The organism is Oxalobacter vibrioformis, from assembly GCF_027118995.1.
GTDB classification, from domain to species: Bacteria; Pseudomonadota; Gammaproteobacteria; order Burkholderiales; family Burkholderiaceae_D; genus Oxalobacter; species Oxalobacter vibrioformis.
The window spans coordinates 1,238,486-1,254,738 of the sequence record NZ_CP098242.1 but is presented as its reverse complement, the minus strand read 5'-3'; the positions used below and the strand labels follow the sequence as shown (position 1 = coordinate 1,254,738).

At 50.9% G+C, this 16,253-nt stretch carries 13 protein-coding genes and 1 tRNA gene; 10 read left to right on the top strand and 4 right to left on the bottom strand.

Annotated features, from left to right (window positions below; genetic code table 11):
* Position 1 precedes the first annotated feature (1 nt).
* Complete coding sequence (locus tag NB640_RS06180; protein ID WP_269310325.1) at positions 2-817, bottom strand: glycosyltransferase; 816 nt, start codon at positions 815-817, stop codon at positions 2-4.
* Between the two features lie 202 nt (positions 818-1,019).
* On the opposite strand from NB640_RS06180, the gene NB640_RS06175 reads away from it, so the two are divergent.
* Both NB640_RS06175 and oxc read left to right on the top strand, forming a co-directional pair.
* Positions 1,020-2,021 (top strand): polyprenyl synthetase family protein, encoded by a 1,002-nt coding sequence (locus NB640_RS06175; protein ID WP_269310324.1) that lies wholly within the window; start codon positions 1,020-1,022, stop codon positions 2,019-2,021.
* Between the two features lie 311 nt (positions 2,022-2,332).
* Positions 2,333-4,042 carry an oxalyl-CoA decarboxylase gene (gene oxc, locus NB640_RS06170; protein WP_269310323.1) on the top strand — a complete coding sequence of 570 codons (1,710 nt, stop codon included), beginning with the start codon at positions 2,333-2,335 and terminating at the stop codon, positions 4,040-4,042.
* Between the two features lie 163 nt (positions 4,043-4,205).
* On the opposite strand, the gene NB640_RS06165 is transcribed toward oxc, so the two are convergent.
* Together NB640_RS06165 and NB640_RS06160 are read right to left on the bottom strand one after the other, a co-directional pair.
* Entirely contained in the window at positions 4,206-4,982 is a 777-nt protein-coding gene (locus NB640_RS06165; RefSeq protein WP_269310322.1) for an alpha/beta hydrolase, read from the bottom strand.
* 149 nt (positions 4,983-5,131) lie between these two features.
* The gene (locus tag NB640_RS06160) at positions 5,132-5,905 is read right to left on the bottom strand and encodes an alpha/beta hydrolase (protein ID WP_269310321.1); all 774 of its coding nucleotides are present in this window, start codon (positions 5,903-5,905) and stop codon (positions 5,132-5,134) included.
* Between the two features lie 260 nt (positions 5,906-6,165).
* Between NB640_RS06160 and NB640_RS06155 the strand changes: the two genes are divergently transcribed.
* The 7 genes from NB640_RS06155 (at position 6,166) to oxlT (ending at position 13,748) form a co-directional block, all read left to right on the top strand.
* Positions 6,166-6,242: transfer RNA gene (locus NB640_RS06155), tRNA-Pro, on the top strand.
* 87 nt (positions 6,243-6,329) lie between these two features.
* Positions 6,330-7,784: a tryptophanase gene (locus tag NB640_RS06150; protein WP_269310320.1), complete on the top strand. Its 1,455-nt coding sequence runs from the start codon at positions 6,330-6,332 to the stop codon at positions 7,782-7,784.
* A 189-nt stretch (positions 7,785-7,973) separates the two neighbouring features.
* A complete protein-coding gene (hyi, locus tag NB640_RS06145; protein ID WP_269310319.1) occupies positions 7,974-8,753 on the top strand; it encodes a hydroxypyruvate isomerase in 780 nt (259 codons plus the stop codon).
* Between the two features lie 178 nt (positions 8,754-8,931).
* The gene (locus tag NB640_RS06140) at positions 8,932-10,203 is read left to right on the top strand and encodes a glycerate kinase type-2 family protein (protein ID WP_269310318.1); all 1,272 of its coding nucleotides are present in this window, start codon (positions 8,932-8,934) and stop codon (positions 10,201-10,203) included.
* 22 nt (positions 10,204-10,225) lie between these two features.
* Entirely contained in the window at positions 10,226-11,653 is a 1,428-nt protein-coding gene (gene pyk, locus NB640_RS06135; RefSeq protein ID WP_269310317.1) for a pyruvate kinase, read from the top strand.
* Positions 11,654-11,768: 115 nt separating this feature from the next.
* Positions 11,769-12,176: a thioesterase family protein gene (locus NB640_RS06130; protein WP_269310316.1), complete on the top strand. Its 408-nt coding sequence runs from the start codon at positions 11,769-11,771 to the stop codon at positions 12,174-12,176.
* A gap of 291 nt (positions 12,177-12,467) precedes the next feature.
* Positions 12,468-13,748: an oxalate/formate MFS antiporter gene (gene oxlT, locus NB640_RS06125; protein WP_269310315.1), complete on the top strand. Its 1,281-nt coding sequence runs from the start codon at positions 12,468-12,470 to the stop codon at positions 13,746-13,748.
* 258 nt (positions 13,749-14,006) lie between these two features.
* On the opposite strand, the gene NB640_RS06120 is transcribed toward oxlT, so the two are convergent.
* Entirely contained in the window at positions 14,007-14,615 is a 609-nt protein-coding gene (locus NB640_RS06120) for a Crp/Fnr family transcriptional regulator (RefSeq protein ID WP_269310314.1), read from the bottom strand.
* A 312-nt stretch (positions 14,616-14,927) separates the two neighbouring features.
* Here NB640_RS06120 and NB640_RS06115 point away from each other — a divergent pair, with 312 nt between their 5' ends.
* Positions 14,928-16,217, top strand: a complete 1,290-nt coding sequence (locus tag NB640_RS06115) for a formyl-CoA transferase (RefSeq protein WP_269310313.1) — start codon at positions 14,928-14,930, stop codon at positions 16,215-16,217.
* Positions 16,218-16,253: the final 36 nt, after the last annotated feature.

The window sequence follows — 16,253 nt, the reverse complement described above, 5'->3', positions numbered from 1 at the left end:
GTCAGCGTTTATTAATGCCAAAAAGCGTAAAGCGGCTTTTTGTGCGCAGTGTTTCATCATTAATGGCGACATTTTCCGGGCTGTATGCGCCGCTGACATATCCCATTTCGCTGGCAAGATGGACACTGACCGCCGTATAGCGAACCCGCCTTACCTTGACGCCGGCATGTTTTAGCCGATCACCCAGTTCACGGTCTTCCCCGCCGTATTTCATACGTTCATCAAAGCCGTTTACGCCAATAATGTCTTTTTTCCAGCCCGAGGCATTATTGCCGTTCCACTTGTTTTTGGTCGGTATCAGATTAAAGAGGGTTGAAAAAGGGCGTTTTAATACCATGCGCAGCTTTTTTGCCGTGTCCGGGTAGCCATTCTGCTGCAGCCAGACAATATTAAAAAGCTTGCCGGACAGGATGGATTCGTCGTCCACGCGCAGGCTGCAACACATGGGAAGGTTGGTATGACCGCCGGAAAGGTAATAATTCGGGCGCGCCTGTCTGATATGTACTGAAACAAAGTCTTTTCGGGGAACACAGTTGCCGTTTGCAAATATGAGATAGTCTCCTTTTGCGTGTATGACCGCTTTATTGAGCATGACGCTTTTCTGGCATCCATTATCCGCATGCCACAAATGCTCGATGTCCATCCCATTTTGTTTTCGAAAGTCGTTGACCAGATCGGTTGTTTCCCGGCTGGAGCCGTCATCGGCTATTACAATCTGAAAATCCTTGCGGGTCTGGTTTTCGTAACCCAGCAAAACTTTCTCCAGCCATGCCGGAGAATTATAGGTGCTGATAATAATAGAAGTTTTAAATGACATATCAGCCCCTTAAAAATTGAGATAGACAGGTTTTCAATTCATTATGGCATTAAATCCCTGATTTCAGGGGGTTATTTTGTTTCCGGATATGTCAGGTGCTGTTGCGGCTTCCTGAGAGAGGCATTGCTGTGAAAAACATCCCATTAGGCGGGAAATGGCAGACATCGTATAATCCCTGCCAGTGCTTTTTCGTTAACTGTTCATGAGCCAGCCTGTTTTGTCTGAGTCCGACACCAATCCATCTGTTGTTTTTCCTGATCTCATCATGGCAGATCTGGCAGCGCTGGATATCCTGATTCATGAACAGTTGCGTTCTGATGCCGTGCTTGTCCGGCATGTCGGGGAGCATATTATTAATGCCGGCGGCAAACGCATCCGTCCGCTTCTTGTACTCTTGATTGCCCGTGCCTTGGGTCATGGCGGCGGGCATCACCATACCATGGCAGCCATTATTGAGTTTATCCATACAGCCTCTTTGCTTCATGATGATGTGGTGGATGAGTCCCGTTTGCGGCGGGGCGTGGAAAGTGCCAATACCCGCTTTGGCAATGCGGCTGCCGTTCTGGTTGGTGATTTCATGCATACCCGGGCGTTCCAGATGATGTTGTCACTCAATAACATGAAGGTCATGGAAATCCTGGCTGACGCTACCAATACCATCGCAGAAGGTGAAGTCATGCAGTTGATGAAAATGCGCCAGTCTGATGTAGATGAGGAGCAGTATTTCACGATTATCCACGCCAAAACAGCCAAGCTGTTTGAAGCGGCCAGCCTGCTGGGCGTCGTCGCGGCATCGGGTTCGGATCGATTTCATACTGCCGCGTCGACATACGGACGTTCCCTGGGCATGGCTTTTCAACTGGTTGATGATTGCCTGGATTATGCAGGTGATACGGCGATGCTGGGGAAGAATACGGGCAATGATTTGCGGGAAAGCAAGATGACGTTACCACTGATTTATCTTGCACAGCACGGTACGGCGGACGAGAAAAGGCTCATTACCGAATACATCGAAAATGGAGTGGATGCGCATTTTGAGGCAATTATGCACGCAGTTCGGCAAAGTGATGCGCTTGAGTATACATCTCAAAAGGCTGCGGCACAGGCAACAGCGGCATCCCGGGCGATTGGATTGTTTCCGGATAACGACTATAAGAATACGCTGACTCAATTGTGCCGGTTTGCCGTTGAACGGAAATACTGACAGCGTGAAGACGTTGCATCAGGTTATTCACAACCAGTAGAGTTATTCACAGGCCGGGTGGACTCTGGTTGTGGATATGTTTGTTTTCACGTTACTTTTTCCGATTTTCTTTTCTGATCCGGCCATCCCGCTGTATTTTCTGCCATCATGCGATGCTGTCAATATCAGGCTGCGCCTGCATTTTTTTAAAAAATACCTGCCTCGAAAATCTGGCAAGTTGATCTAGGTCAACAAAACTTTTGATATTTATAACGCATACTCACAAAGCACTCTGCACTTTATCAAACAACAACCGAAAAAGGGGAACCCTTATGAGTAATGAGACAGAAGTAGAATTGGTTGATGCATTTTACATGTTAATTGAGAGCCTCAAGAACAACGGTATCGAGAATGTATATGGTATTCCTGGTATTCCTGTTACGGCACTCATTCGTTCATGGCAGGCTGAAGGTGGAAAATGGTATGGTTTCCGTCATGAAACAAATGCCGCTATGGCTGCAGGTGTTGCGGGTTACCTGACAGGTAAGCCGGGCGTTTGCTTGACCACTCCTGCTCCAGGCTTTCTGAATGGTCTGGCTGGTGCTGCTAATGCGACCACCAATGGCTGGCCGATGATTCTGCTCAGCGGTGCCGCTGGTCGTCGTAACACCGACCTGCAACAGGGCGCCTTTGAGGAAATGGATCAGTTGAACGCTGCTCGTCCGCATGTCAAGGCAGCTTATCGTATTAACCACATTTCAGACATTCCAATCGCGGTTGCCCGCGCAGTCCGTACCGCCGTTTCCGGCCGTCCGGGTGCTGTATATCTTGACCTTTCGCATGAAATGCTGACAGGCACGATGCCGGCAGCAGCAGCTGAAGCACTGCTCTTTACGCCAGTTGATCCGACACCGAAGCAATTGCCGGATCCAGCCGCTGTCAAGCGTGCTGCTGACCTGCTCAAAGGCGCGAAAAAGCCGCTGATCCTGCTGGGTAAAGGCGCTGCCTATGCTCAGGCAGATGCTGACATCAAGGCACTGGTAGAAGACACCGGCATCCCGTTCCTGCCAATGTCCATGGCAAAAGGCCTGCTGCCTGACAACCACCCGCAGTGTGCTGGTCCGGCCCGCTCCTATGTTCTGCCGGAATGCGACGTTGTTCTCATCGTTGGCGCCCGTCTGAACTGGCTGCTCGGCAACGGCAAAGGCAACACTTGGGGTAACCAGTTGAAGAAATTCATCCAGATCGACATCCTGCCACAGGAAATCGACAGCAACGTGCCTATCGCTGCACCGCTGGTTGGTGACATCGCTTCCTGTATCGCTGCACTGCGCGAAGCCCTCAAAGGCATGCCAAAAGCAGACGCCGCATGGATGGGTGGTATCGCTGAGCGTGTCAATGCTTCCAAGGAAAAACTGGCTCCGACCCTGAAGGTCGAAACCCCTCCAGGCATGATGAACTATCGCAATTCACTGGGTGCCCTGCGTGATGTTCTGGCGAAATATCCTAGCGTCACACTGGTTAACGAAGGTGCTAACGCCCTCGATAACACCCGTATGATCGTGGATCAGTATCAGCCACGCAAGCGTATTGACTCAGGTACCTGGGGTATCATGGGTATCGGTATGGGTGCCTGTATTGGTGCAGCAGTTGTTACCGGTGAGCCAGTCGTTGCGGTTGAAGGCGACAGCGCGTTCGGCTTCAGCGGTATGGAAGTTGAAACCATGGTACGTTACAACCTGCCAATTTGCGTTATCGTCATGAATAACGGCGGTATCTACAAAGGTAACGAAACCAATGCCGGTGGTTACGATGATCCATCACCAACTTCTTTCGCTCCTGGCAGCCGCTACGACAAGATGATCGAAGCCTTCGGTGGTGTTGGTGTTAACGCACAAACACCGGCAGAACTGGCTGCAGCCGTTGAAGAGGCAATCAAGTCACGCAAGCCGACGCTGATCAATGCCTGTCTGGATCCAGATGCAGGTGTTGAAAGTGGCCGTATTGCTGGTCTGAACATCGAAAGAAAGAAAAAGAAGTAAGCGTGTAACCATAAGCTGATATGGTCTGACCATAACGCTTAACACTTGCAGGTCATGCCCCTTGGATATCTGTCCAGGGGGCATTTGCTTTTGGGGAATTGATCGAGGAGATAAAAAAACCGGAGACTGATGCGTCTCCGGCTGAGGCAGGTTTTTCCTGATTTTATTTTGTCAGGGCAGACTGGAAAAATTCCATGATCATTTTTTGGAAGTGATCGCCAAAGTGCTCTGTCATTGCTGCCAGGTGACGTCCGTATTTAATCAATTCCAACTTTTTGGGTTCTTTCGCTTCAGCAAACAGTTGTTCAGACTGGGCATAAGAGGTAATGCTGTCACTGTCACCATGAAGAATCAGGAGTGGGATGGGCGATAGTTGCGAAACATAATGGCCAGCGCTGTATATGTCATCAGGTTCAAATCCGTAACCCTCGCCTGGGCGTCTTTCGTCCGCCACGGATGAGTAAGAGTAGAAGGCAGACTCAACAGCAACGGCTCGTACTCCGTCAGGGTTGATTGCCGCTGCGGCTATGGCAAGTGTTCCCCCGAGGCTTTGTCCATAGATAAAAATCTTGGATGTATCGATATCCGTGCGGGAGCGGACATAGGTAATGGCCGCAACAGCATCTTCCAGAATGCCCTTAGGTGCGGCCTGACCATATGATTTACCAAAGCCGCGATAGTCAAAAACAAAAACGTTATAGCCTTGATCAGGCAGCCAGCCGGCAAACTGCCAATGAGAACTGATGTTGCCGGAATTGCTGTGCATGTGGATGACAGTGCCTTTGGCGTCTTTGGGACTTGCAACCGTTGCTGCAGGGAGAAACCAGCCGCTCAGACGGGTACCATCTTCACTGTTGAAGTAGACGTCTTCATAATCGAGCCCAAACGTTTCCGGGGTGGTAGCGGTTATGTTGTCAGGATAAAAGATGCGTTTATACATATGTCGCTCAAGGAATGGTGGTCAAAAACAGCAGCCTGAAACGCGCTGCGACGAGAGCCGCCAGCATAGTCGGCGGGATAACCTGAAAATTATATCATTGCCGAGGGCTGGAAATGACGAAGGCTGGCGACAGATAATACCGATAGTCATCAATCTTTTTTCAGCGACTCGTCAAAAAAGGTGATCATCATATCCTGGTAGTGGCGGCCATACCGGTCTGTCATGGCGTCGACATGTTCACCATGCTCAATAGTGACAAGGTCTACCGGGTCATTGGCTTCGGTGAGTAGCCGCACAGAATGCGGATAGGGAACTACCCGGTCATTTGTGCCATGCAGGAGAAGAAGAGGTATGGGCGCAAGCCGGGCAACATAAGCGCCGGCAGTATAAGTATCATCCAGGATATCACCAGCACCCGGCAGTCTGTCGTTCATCCACATCGAATACGAGTGGGCCGGTGCTTCGGCCAGAACAGCCCGAATTCCCCCGGGATTGGCCGCTGCGCTGGCAATAGCCAGCATGCCGCCCAGGCTCTGGCCAAAGACAAACAGCTTGCCGGTATCAATATCTGTCCGGTTTCGCACATAATCGATGGCGGCTACCGCATCTTCAAATATCCCTTTGGGATCAGGCTCGCCCTGTGATTTGCCAAATCCGCGGTAATCAAAAACAAAGAGGTTGAATTCGCGATCCGGTACCCATTCGGCAAATCCCCAGTGAGCGGTCAGGTTCTGGGCATTGCCGTGCATGTGAATGACAGTCCCTTTGGCATTGCCTGGTTTATCAATACCCCTGGCAGGGATGAACCATCCCCAGAGCATGGTGCCGTCAGCACTTGCGAAAGCCACTTCTTCATAAGCAAGGCCAAGCCGGTGCGGGGAGTCATAATTGATCCGGTCAGGAAAATAAAAGTCGCTGTACATAGATGTCCCGGGAAAAGCGTGATGATGCGGTATATTGAAAATAGGATACTGCTGTATTTTAGCATTCGCCAGGGCAGGGCTTGCCCGGCAGGTGTTCCTTTTCAAGGGGAATCCGGTACGTCGATATCTGTCGAAATGATACCAAAGTGATTCGTGAAAATTCTTTTTTCTGATAGTCAACAGCAACAGAGTTTGCTACAATTGTGCGCCTTTGCGGTACAACGGATGGTCTGGCAAATGTGCGGTATTCTGTAATCAGACGGGGTGTAGCTTAGCCTGGTAGAGCGCTACGTTCGGGACGTAGAGGCCGGAGGTTCGAATCCTCTCACCCCGACCAATTCTGTTGTTGAAACTTCCTCACCTGCTCCTGGATTATCAGAGAGCGGGGGTTTTTTATTGATAAACCCATCTGACCGGGATTTGTATGTTCAACGAAGCAATCAAACTGACCAGCGGCGAAAATGTGCCCGTAGAAATGCACAAGGTTCGCATTGTCCAGAAACTGAATCTGTTACCCATTGAAGAGCGCTTAAAAGCGATGGAAGGCGCAGGTTTTAATACCTTCCTGCTGCAAAATCGCGATGTATTCATGGATATGTTGACAGACAGCGGCACCAACGCCATGTCTGACCAGCAATTGGCTGCGATGATGGTTGCCGATGATGCCTATGCCGGTTCGGAATCCTTCAACCGGCTTGCTGAAGCCATAGAAGAAGTTTTCAATAAAAAACTTTTCCTGCCTGTTCACCAGGGGCGCGCAGCTGAACATATTATTTCCCAGGTTTTCGTCCAGAAAGACGGCGTTGTGCCGATGAACTTTCATTTCACAACGACCAAGGCGCATATTGAATATGCCGGCGGCACCGTGCTGGAGGTTTTCAACGATGATGCGCTCGAAATCAAATCCAAGAAGCCATTCAAAGGCAATATTGACATTGACAAGCTGAAAGCGGCAATCAGGCAGCACGGCAAGGAAAATATTCCTTATATCCGGTTGGAAGCCGGTACCAATCTGATTGGTGGCCAGCCTTTTTCCATTGAAAACATGCGTGAAGTGCGCAAGGTCGCAGATGAAAACGGGCTGATGATCGTGCTGGACGTCAGCCTTGTCGGTGAAAACGTCTATTTCATCAAGATGCGCGAACCGGAATTCAAGGACAAGAGTGTCAAGGAAATTCTCCATACAATGTGTGATCTGGCGGATATCCTGTACTTGTCCAGCCGGAAATTCGGTTGCGCACGCGGGGGTGGCATTGCCACGAACAATCGTGAGCTTTTTCTGAAAATGCGTGATCTGATTCCGCTTTTTGAAGGCTTTTTGACCTATGGCGGCATGTCGGTACGCGAGATTGAAGCCATGGCCGTCGGCCTGCGGGAAGGTCTCGACTGGGACATGATCAAGCATTCGCCGGAATTCATCCGCTACCTGGTGGACAGCCTGGATGCCCAGGGGATTCCGGTGATTACGCCTGCCGGCGGGCTGGGGTGCCATCTGGATGCAACGGGTTTCCTGCCACACCTGAACTCGCTTGATTATCCTGCCGGTGCACTGGGCGCCGCGCTTTATATCGTATCGGGCGCTCGTGGCATGGAACGCGGCACCATTTCCATGGATCGTGATGCAAATGGCAATGATGTGCCTTCTGAAGTGGAATTGCTCCGCCTGGCTTTCCCGCGCCGTGTCTTTACGCTTTCCCAGGTCAAGTATGTTGAGGACCGGATCAAGTGGCTGTGGGAAAACCGCAATCTGGTTGGGGGGCTGCGTTTTGTCGAAGAGCCGAAAGTCCTTCGTTTCTTTCTGGGGCGCCTTGAGGCAACCTCTGACTGGCCGCAAAAACTCATGGCGAAATTCAGGGCCGATTTTGGCGACAGCCTGTAATGCAGCTCTGTTTTTAATGAACAAAACGGCAATCACTCAAATGGTTGCCGTTTTTGTTTGATGGTGGTTGGGACCAATAACACGAGCAGGTATAAACAGCCAGCAAATCGTCAATAGAAAAGCGGGTTTTCCGTCACAGATGGTATGCTGGATGTTACAGAAGACTGAATAAATGAGGAAAGCAGAATAATGCCTAAATTATCCGCTAATCTGAGTATGCTGTTTACTGAAGTGCCTTTCATGGAGCGTTTTGATGCTGCGGCAAAAGCAGGGTTCAAGGGCGTAGAGTGCCAGTTTCCCTATGCCTTTGATATGGAGCAGATTGCCGAAAGGCTCAAATCCAATCAACTGGAAATGGTGCTTTTCAACCTGCCAGCAGGAGACTGGGAAGGCGGTGACAGGGGAATTGCGGCCAATCCAAACCGGGTGAGCGAATTCCGGGACGGCGTAGAAAAAGCGATTGAGGCGGGGAAAACGCTGGGCGTCAAACAGATCAATTGCCTGGGCGGCATAGCACCGCATGGCGTACCAGAAGCCCGGATCTACAAAACTTTTGTTGATAACCTGGCATTTGCCGCTGGTGAATTGAAGAACGCGGGTATCCGGTTGCTGGTTGAGCCGGTCAACAACCTGGACGTGCCCGGTGCTTACCTGTCTTATACGCAAAAAGCGATTGACATGATAAGGGATGCAGGCTCTGACAATGTCTTTTTACAGCTGGACATTTATCACATGCAGCGTATGGAAGGGGAGCTTGCCAATACGATCAAGGCCAATATTGCCATGATCAGGCATATGCAGCTGGCAGATAGCCCCGGCAGACATGAGCCGGGTACCGGCGAGATTAACTATCGTTTTCTTTTTTCCTTTATTGATGAACTGGGTTATGACGGGTGGATTGGCTGCGAATACCGTCCGAAAACCACTACCACAGAAGGTCTGGGCTGGATCAAGGCACACGGGGTATAAGGATTTATCTACAGCCAGCAAATTAACGAGGGCTGACTCGTGCCATTGCCGGGGAGAGTTCATGCTTTCTCCTGCAAAGTTTTTTGAGGCCACTGGAACAGATGCGGTATGATGCTTGTCATATGACAGCATAGTCAGCCGACTGTTTGATGGCTTTTTTCATTGGCAGGTTCAGCTCATGACGTCTCTTTCCGATCCGCGACAGTTCCTCATTGATCTTTATGCAACAGCTGTTGCAGCCGTGAGTGCGGAAAAATGCCTCCCCCCTTATCTCCCCCGGTTGCCTGATGGCGGCCGTACACTGGTTGTCGGTGCCGGAAAGGGCGCTGCGGCCATGGCAAAAGTGGTAGAGGATCACTACAAGGAAGACGTCTTGGGACTGGTTGTGGCCCCTTATGGGCATGGGGCAGATACAACATTCATCGAAGTGGTGGAAGCTGCGCACCCTGTGCCGGATGAGGCCGGGAAGAATGCGGCACGTCGCATCATGGAAATGGTCAGCGGCCTGACGGATAAGGATCTGGTGTTGTGCCTGATCTCAGGTGGTGGGTCTGCGTTACTGTCTTTGCCGGCAGAAGGAATGACGCTGCAGGAAAAGCAGGATATCAATCATGCCCTTTTAAGAAGTGGCGCATCGATTTCTGAAATGAACTGCGTCAGGAAACATCTGTCACAGATCAAGGGAGGCCGGCTTGCCCTGGCCTGTGCACCGGCCCGTGTCGTGACGTTGATGATTTCGGATATTCCGGGTGATGATCCGGCGGTTATTGCCAGTGGGCCGACATTGCCGGATCCGACGACCTGTGCTGATGCATTGGCCATTCTGAAAAAATACCGGATTGATCTGCCGGAAAATATCGGGGAGCACCTCGAAAGCGGGGCCTGGGAAACGCCAAAGCCCGGTGATGTCCGCTTTGCGCGCAATGAAAGCCACGTCATTGCCAGGGCGCAGGATGCGCTGGATGCGGCTGCCAGCATGTCACGAGCCGCCGGCATTACACCTTATATCCTGTCTGACCGCATTGAGGGGGAGGCACGTGATATTGCGCTCATGCATGCGGCAATGGCGCGGCAGGTTGTGACACACGCCCAGCCGTTTGCCAAACCCTGCCTGATGATTTCCGGTGGAGAAACGACTGTCACACTACGAGGTAACGGCAGGGGCGGCCGTAATACCGAGTTTTTGCTGGGTTTTGCCATTGCCATGGAGGCTTTGCCGGGTGTTTATGCCATTGCCTGTGATACGGATGGAATTGATGGTTCGGAAGACAATGCCGGGGCACTCTATATGCCCGATTCGCTTTCCCGGGCCAGGAGAAAGGGGGTACATGCCCGAAGCCTTCTCGAAAACAATAACGGACACTATTTTTTCAGTATCCTGGATGATTTGCTGGTTACTGGCCCTTCGCGCACGAATGTCAACGATTTTCGTGCTATTTTAATGATGTAGATTATTGAAAAAAGAGATCATCATGCGACGCCACCGTAAAGCAAAAATTGTTGCCACACTTGGCCCGGCCAGTTCGGACAAGGAAACCATACTGGCGCTCTTTGAAGCGGGTGTGGATGTATTTCGTTTCAACTTCAGCCACGGCACCCAGGAAGATCATCGGGCACGTTATGAAATCGTGCGCGAGATTGAGCGGCTCAGCGGCCGGCCGATCGGTATCCTGGCCGATCTGCAGGGACCGAAGCTGCGCATCGGCAAATTTGCCTCGGGCAAAATCGAACTCGTTGCCGGAAGGGAATTTACTTTTGATCTGAACAGCAAGGATGGGGATGAACAGCGGGTATCCCTGCCGCATCCCGAACTCTTCGATCTGATGTCTGCCGGGCATTCCATTTCACTTGATGATGGGAAGTTGCGCCTGAAAGTCATTGACAGTGACGCAAATCATATCAAAGCAGAGGTAATAACCGGCGGTCCGCTGTCAGACAGAAAAGGGGTGAATGTTCCTGATGTGATTTTACCTATTCCCATCATCACGGAAAAAGATCGCCGGGATCTGGAGTTTGCGCTTTCTTTGGGGGTCGACTGGGTTGCATTGTCGTTTGTCCAGCGACCGGAAGATCTGGAGGAAGCGCGTCAGTTGATCGGAGGCCGTGCCGGCCTGATGACAAAACTGGAAAAGCCTTCTGCCCTTGAGCAACTGGATGAAATCGTCAGGGCATCTGATGCGGTAATGGTGGCTCGTGGTGATCTGGGCGTCGAGTTGCCGCCAGAGCAGGTGCCGGGCGCGCAAAAGCGCATCCTGCGCGCCTGCAGGGATTATGGCAAGCCCAGTATTGTTGCCACACAGATGCTGGAGTCGATGATTTACTCTCCCTCGCCGACCCGGGCAGAGGCGTCAGACGTCGCCAGCGCGATTTATGATGGTACTGATGCAGTGATGCTGTCTGCGGAATCCGCCAGCGGGGCTTATCCGGTGCAGGCTGTGTCCATCATGGATCGCATTATCAATGAAGTCGAACGTGATCCGATTTATCCCAAAATGATCAATGCGCAGCACGAGATGATATTGCCCTCCCCGCGTGATGCCATTTTTGTGGCGTTGCGGGCGGTTACCCATATCATCCGCGCGGTTGCCACCGTAACGTATACCGACACCGGCAGCACCAGCCTTCAGGCGGCGCGTGAAAGGCCCATGGCGCCGATTCTCAGTATTACCCCGTACGTTGCAACAGCACGCCGGCTGGCACTGGCCTGGGGTGTTCATTCAACCGTGATGGATCATGATGTGGCTGATGTGAATGAAATGGTGGATGCCGCGTGCCATATCGTCTTTACAGAAGGCCTCGGGCTGCCAGGCGACCAGATTGCCATTGCTGCCGGCATGCCTTTCGGACAGCCGGGCAATACCAATTTGCTGCGTGTGGCGGAAATCCCCAAGCCGCAATAAGGTAAATGCGAAATTGGAATGGATTTAGTAAAAAAAACAGGGTGCAGGCCCTGTTTTTTTATTTTCCCCCTACACTTTTGCCGTGATTCATCAAATGAATAAAAGAGGAATGAAAATGAGCCGCAAGGAAAATATGCTTAAGCCGGGCCTTCAGGGTGAAGTCTCGATCATCGTAAGTGACGCGCACACCGCGCGTCATATGGGGAGTGGCGGGCGGGATGTCCTGGCAACGCCCATGCTGGTAGCGCTTGTCGAAGCAGCTGCACAGGAGGCAGTTTCATCGTATCTGGCAGAAGGTCAGCAGACAGTTGGTGTGCATCTGGCGTTGACACATGATGCGGCAACGCCTGTCGGTATGCAGGTGACAGCAACGGCAGAGCTGGTTTCTGTGAGCGGGCGTACCCTGGTTTTTGATGTCAAAGCTCACGATGAAGTGGAAAGAATTGCATCCGGAACGCACTCACGCACCCTTGCTCAGGCTGCCAGTCTTGATCGGATGTTGCAAAAAAAGCATAAGAAATAAAAAAATTATAAGAAAAATATCAAAAAACCACTTGAAATTACATGAAGTTTGGTAGTATTCCTTATCCATTTTGGCTAGATCATAATGTGATAAAAAAATCTAATCTTGACCAAGGTCATTTTCAGCATAAAATTGTTCTCGCACAATAAGTATGCTATTCCGCAAATTGGATCCATGTTTTACCAGTCTGCGGCTAAGTATTAATTGGCAAGAGCGCATAGTCCGGAAGTAAGCGGAGTCATTAACATCCGTAAGAGACCGTGTTTAGTAACTTTAAAGGAGAGTAGAATTATGGCTACACAAGAAAAGTACCCAAATCGGTGGGTGCAGCTAATTCTAGGTATTGTCTGTATGGCCACCGTGGCCAACTGTCAATACGGCTGGACGCTGTTCGTCGCACCGATCCAAGATAAATATCATTGGGCACGTACATCAATTCAGCTTGCATTTACCATCTTCATTTTCTTCGAAACCTGGCTGGTTCCGGTAGAAGGTTGGCTGGTTGACAAATTTGGTCCTAGGCCAGTTATTTTTGGTGGCGCGATCCTGGTTACCATCGGCTGGATCATGTATTCCTATGCCTCCACTCTGACTGTACTGTATATCGCTTCCGTCATCACCGGTATGGGTGCTGGTGCTGTTTACGGTACTGCGGTGGGTAATGCGCTGAAATGGTTCCCGGACAAGCGCGGTCTTGCTGCGGGTGCAACAGCTGCCGGTTTCGGTGGTGGTGCTGCTATTACCGTTATTCCGGTTGCTTCCATGATCAACAGCTCCGGCTACGAGCAGACCTTTCTGGTATTCGGTATCCTCCAGGGCATCATCATCTGTATCTGCGCGATCTTCATGCCACGTGCCAAGCTGCCGCCAGGCACCAAGGCTGTGCCGCGTGTTGTATCCAGTAAGAAAGAGTTCACCCCGACTCAAATCATGAGACAGCCGATCTTCTGGCTGATTTATGTCTGCTTCGTGGGTGTTGCTTCTGGCGGTATTATGGCAACGGCTTCCTTCGGTCCGGTTTCCCGTGACTACGGTCTTTCCCGTATCCCGGTAACCCTGATGGGTGTTACCCTGCCACTGCTGACGATGGCAATGTCGATCGACAACATTGCTAACGGTGCGACACGTCCACTTTGCGGTTATCTCTCTGATCGTTTCGGCCGTGAAAACATCATGTTCCTGGTGTTCATGGGTGAAGGCTTCGCACTGCTCGGTCTGATGGCTTATGGTCGCACACCGTTCGGCTTTATGCTCTTCGCAGCGCTGACCTTCGCATTCTGGGGCGAGATCTTCTCACTGTTCCCATCCATGTGTGCTGACACCTTCGGTGTGGCAAACGCGGCGGGTAACGCAGGTACACTGTATACAGCAAAAGGGACATCCTCACTGCTGGTTCCGTTTGCAGCAGGCCTCTCGGCCGGCGGTAACTGGGATCGCGTGTTTATCCTTTCCGCATGTATCGCATTCACCTGCTCGATCCTGTCCTTCTTCGTACTGAAGCCATGGCGTCGTCGCTTCATCCTCGGCAACAATGCAGAGGTTGAGGCTTTAGAAGCGAAAGCAGCAGCATAATATAGCTTTTCAGATCAGGGGTTTTTGCTGAATTGCCCCTGATAACAAGCTAAATGCACAAAAGCGGTAGTGTTTCGGCACTACCGCTTTTTTTTGCCTGAAAGTCGGGATACAAATGCCATTGAATGGCACTTGCCGGCATTAAGTGCCAGGCAGAATGTACGGGAATAAAAATGCCGTGCCTGTGTCAGAAGGATAAGGCGACACAAAAGAGAAATTGGCTGCGGCGTGCCTGAGTTGGAAAAATGCAAAAGGGGATTAAATTTTTCCCTGGTTTTTCAGGCGGCTCAGTGTTTCCGGGGAAAGATTCAGATAGGATGCCAGCTCTTTTTTCGGCATACGATCAAAGAGGTCAGGATGTTTTCGCAGAAAACGGTGTACCCGGCCCGGAGCATCCAGAAGGTGCAGTGTAATGGTATGTGACATGATACTGCTCATGATACGCATGACTTCCAGCTCAAAGAATTGTTTTAACTTGGGTTTGTCCTGAATATAGGCTGACCATGCCGGCATGGCAATCCGGGCAACCCGGGTTTTTGTCACCGCAATAATACTGAATGATGCCGCCTTGTTCAGTCGCCATGATGCGTAGGTCGCCTCCATATAGCGTTCACTGGTGAAACGCAGGATCATTTCTTTTGCATGCTGGTTGGCAACGGCTCTTTTCAGGATGCCGTCCAGGACAAATATCACATCCAGATCACGATCGCCCTGGTGTGTCAGGCAATCTCCCTTGACATGGTCTGTCACATCCAGGTGCGGCTCAAGCTCCAGCAACTCCTGTTGTGTCAATTCTTTCAATATGCAGTTTTGGGAAAGCTGCACACGAATAATGTTTTTTTCAGGGTGGTTTGCGATTAATGCCATGAATATTCAACCTGCTGTTTTGATATCACATAGCGAAGCATCTCAAAAAAATTGACAAAGATCAAGATCTGGAGGGTTCTAAATGAGAAAATTGACCTGAATCAAGAATATATCCGGTCGGAAACGGCTATGATAGCAACCAGCTTGGATATTTGATGGGTAATTGTAGTAACACTGCAAAGAGAAGGGAACCTGTCAGGTATTAAGGTCATCTGGTTTGCCCTTTGCTAAGGGAGTAAAGATGTAGTTTCCTTTGGCAAAAGGGAGTTGTATTTAACAGCGCACACACCAATAATTGGAGGAAAACACATCATGGGTAATTATCCACTCCCAACAGATAAGGCACTGTCCGGCGTACGCGTCCTTGACATGACGCACGTACAGGCAGGTCCAACTTCATCCCAGCTGCTCGCATGGCTGGGAGCCGATGTCATCAAGTTTGAAGCACCAACTGGTGACATCACCCGTCAGCAGCTCGCACACGTTGTAGACGGCAAGCGTCAGGAAAGCTTCTACTTCAAGATGCTGAACGCCAACAAGCGTTCCATCACCGTCAACATGAAGAGCAAGGCTGGCCAGGAAGTATTTGAACAACTGATCAGAAAATGCGACGTCATTATGGACAACTTCGGTCCTGGCGTGCTGACACGTCTGGGTTATCCGGATGAAAAACTGCAGGAACTCAACCCAGGTCTGGTTATCGCCTCCATCAAGGGTTTCGGTTCATCCGGCCCGTACTCTGACTATAAGGCATATGAGCCGATTGCCCAGGCAATGGGTGGCTCCATGTCCGTAACCGGTGATCCAAACGGCCCTCCAACCATCAGTGGCGCGTTTATCGGTGACAGTGGTACCGGTGTCCATCTGGCACTGGGTATCGTTGCAGCGATCTATCATCGTACCCACAATGGCGGCAAAGGCCAGATCGTGGAAGCCGCGATGCAGGATTCTGTCATGAACCTGTGCCGTGTTAAATTCCGTGACCACCTTCGTCTGCTGGGCGGTACCGCTGAGCTGGCCGAGTATGGCCCGCCAACCCTGGGTCTGACCTACGTGCCACGTGCGCTTAACGATTCCGGCGGTGGCCATATCGGTAACGCAATCCCATGTAAGCCATTTGGTCCAAACGACTACATCTACATGGTTGCCCAGGCACCGGTTGTTCCTGTTCTGCTGAAGGAAATCGGTCTTGAGCCGGATGATGAGCGCTTTGCGCCTGCTGCTGCACGTAACAAGAACCAGCATGAGTTCTGGAAATATGTATCCGAGTACACCAAGAACTACACCAAGCAGGAAGTCACCGCACGCTTCAATGAGTTGGACATCCCATGCGGCCCGGTTCTCTCAACTGAAGAAGTTGTTGCTGATCCGCACGTATTGCACCGTGAAATGTGGACGAAGATTGAAGGCCATCCAGAAGGTGACTACTACACCGTTGGTATGCCGGTCAAACTGTCCCTCGGTGAAGTCGACAAGAAGTACCCATCCCCAGGGCTGGGTGAGCATAACGAGCAAATCACCAAAGATGTTTGTGGTTTCTCCGAAGCTGACTTCAACAGGCTGAAAGAAGCTGGTGCATACACCCTCCCGCCGAAAAAATAATTAAAGCGGAACATGTGTATGTCCTGATGAACCTTT